The sequence below is a fragment of the Burkholderiales bacterium genome, from assembly GCA_013695435.1.
In the GTDB taxonomy this organism is placed as follows: domain Bacteria; phylum Pseudomonadota; class Gammaproteobacteria; order Burkholderiales; family JACMKV01; genus JACMKV01.
The window spans coordinates 1-2,076 of record JACDAM010000031.1 but is presented as its reverse complement, the minus strand read 5'-3'; the positions used below and the strand labels follow the sequence as shown (position 1 = coordinate 2,076).

Annotated in this window: 3 protein-coding genes; all 3 read left to right on the top strand. The window is 62.6% G+C overall.

Going from position 1 to position 2,076, the window contains the following annotated elements; genetic code table 11:
- Window positions 1-41 precede the first annotated feature (41 nt).
- Window positions 42-746, top strand: a complete 705-nt coding sequence (locus H0V78_01600) for an SDR family oxidoreductase (protein ID MBA2350511.1) — start codon at window positions 42-44, stop codon at window positions 744-746.
- A gap of 36 nt (window positions 747-782) precedes the next feature.
- Window positions 783-1,211 (top strand): PaaI family thioesterase, encoded by a 429-nt coding sequence (locus H0V78_01595; protein MBA2350510.1) that lies wholly within the window; start codon window positions 783-785, stop codon window positions 1,209-1,211.
- Between the two features lie 12 nt (window positions 1,212-1,223).
- A partial coding sequence (locus H0V78_01590) for a phosphotransferase (protein MBA2350509.1) occupies window positions 1,224-2,076 on the top strand: 853 nt, incomplete at its 3' end.

Sequence of the window (2,076 nt, the reverse complement as noted above, 5' to 3'; positions counted from 1 at the left end):
TAGCGCTGGTCACCGGCGGTTCGCGCGGCCTCGGCTTGCAAATGGCCGAGGCGTTAGGTGAAATGGGCGCCAAGGTCGCGTTGACCGCGCGCAAGGCGGATGAGCTCGACCAGGCTGCGGCGCATCTAAAATCCGCTCTTGGGATCACCGCGGTGTCGCTGGTGTGCGACATGTCCAACACGGCCGCCATCGCGCCTACGGTCGAGCAAGCGATCGCGGCGCTGGGCCCCATCGATATCCTGGTGAACAATGCGGGGACCACGTGGGGCGCGGCCACACTTGAGCATCCGTTGGAGGCTTGGCACAAGGTCATCAATCTGAACTTGACCGCGATGTTCGTCACGTGCCAAGAAGTCGGCAAGCGGAGCATGGTGCCGCGCCGCCGCGGCAAGGTGATCAACATTGCCTCGATCCTGGGCGTCGTCGGTGGCGGCGATCCCGGCCGGCCGGCGACCATTGCCTACAACACGAGCAAAGGCGGTGTCGTCAATTTCACGCGCTCGCTCGCGGCCGAGTGGGCGCAATACAACATCAACGTGAACGCGATCGCCCCCGGTTTCTTCCCCACCAAGATGACCAAGGGCGTTCTGGAGCTCGTTGGGAACGAAGCGGCCGACAAAGCGCCGCTCAAGCGTTTGGGCGGTCCGGAGGACTTGAAGGGTTTGGTCGCGCTGTTCGCTTCCGATGCCTGCTCGTTCATCACGGGGCAGATCGTCGCTGTCGACGGTGGCGTTACCGCCGTCTAACCCAATCGCTTTCAAACGGCAATGGAATCGGCCGCAATGGAATTAGCACAAGCGCTCGGCCGTACCATTCCGTTTGCGAGCCATCTTGGCATAAGGTTGAAAGAGAAGGGCGGCGGCCACGCCGTGCTGGAGCTCGATCTGCGCCCCGAATTGATGAACAGCTATGAAGCCGCGCATGGCGGTGTGGTCATGACGTTGCTCGACGTTGCGATGGCATTGGCCGCGCGCACGCTCGACGCGACTGCCAACGGCGCGATTACCGTCGAGATGAAGGCGAGCTTCATCGGCACCGGTCAGGGAACGCTCATCGCCGAAGGTCGTTGCCTCCATCTGGGCAGACAAGTTGCGTTTTGCGAAGGCGACGCGCGCGACAAAGCGGGCAAATTGGTCGCCAAGGCCAGCGGCACGTTCATGCTGCGCCATGATCGCCGTGGGCCAGTCGAGGCCCTGCCCCGGAAAGCGTGACGCCCTTTTCGCATGGGCCGTTTCGACGATTACCTGGGAACACGTCCGGTTGCGGACGCGCATCGCTTCGATGTCGTTGCCCTCGAGCACTACCTGCGCGCCCACGTCGACGGCTTCACCGGCTCGCTCAAGGTCGCGCAGTTCAAGGGTGGCCAGTCGAATCCGACGTTCAAGCTCACAGCCGGCGGCAAGTCCTACGTCCTGCGGCGCAAGCCCTCCGGCGTGCTCTTACCTTCCGCGCACGCGGTCGATCGCGAGTATCGCGTCATTACCGCGCTCGCGGGCTCCGCCGTGCCGGTACCGCGGACTTACTGTCTGTGCACGGACGACACGGTGATCGGCACAATGTTCTACGTGATGGACTGGGTCGACGGCCGGGTATTGTGGGACCCGCAGTTGCCAGGCATGGCGCCGGCTGAACGGCGGGGGATTTTCGCAGAGATGAACCGCGTCATCGCTGCGCTGCACTGTGTCGATTTCGCCGCCATCGGTCTCGACAATTACGGCCGGCCCGGCAACTATTTCGCGCGGCAGATCGACCGTTGGAGCAAGCAGTACAAAGCCTCGGAAACGGAAGCGATCGAGGCGATGGATAATCTCATCGCATGGTTGCCGCAGAACATTCCGGCAGATGAGGCGACTTCCATCGTCCATGGCGACTACCGCATCGACAACATGATCTTTCACCCCACGGAGCCACGAGTCCTCGCAGTGCTCGACTGGGAGCTCTCGACACTCGGTCACCCGATGGCGGACTTCTCCTACCACATGATGACGTGGCGGCTCTCGTCGACCGAATTTCGCGGCTTGCGCAGCTGCGATCTCGCGGCCCTTGGTATTCCGACCGAGGATGAGTATTTGGACA

What these genes read in the sequence shown, in the direction of transcription:
- H0V78_01600 (MBA2350511.1), top strand. Translation starts at nt 42, where the DNA reads ATGGCCGAGGCGTTAGGTGAAATGGGCGCCAAGGTCGCGTTGACCGCG.
- H0V78_01595 (MBA2350510.1), top strand. Translation starts at nt 783, where the DNA reads ATGGAATTAGCACAAGCGCTCGGCCGTACCATTCCGTTTGCGAGCCAT.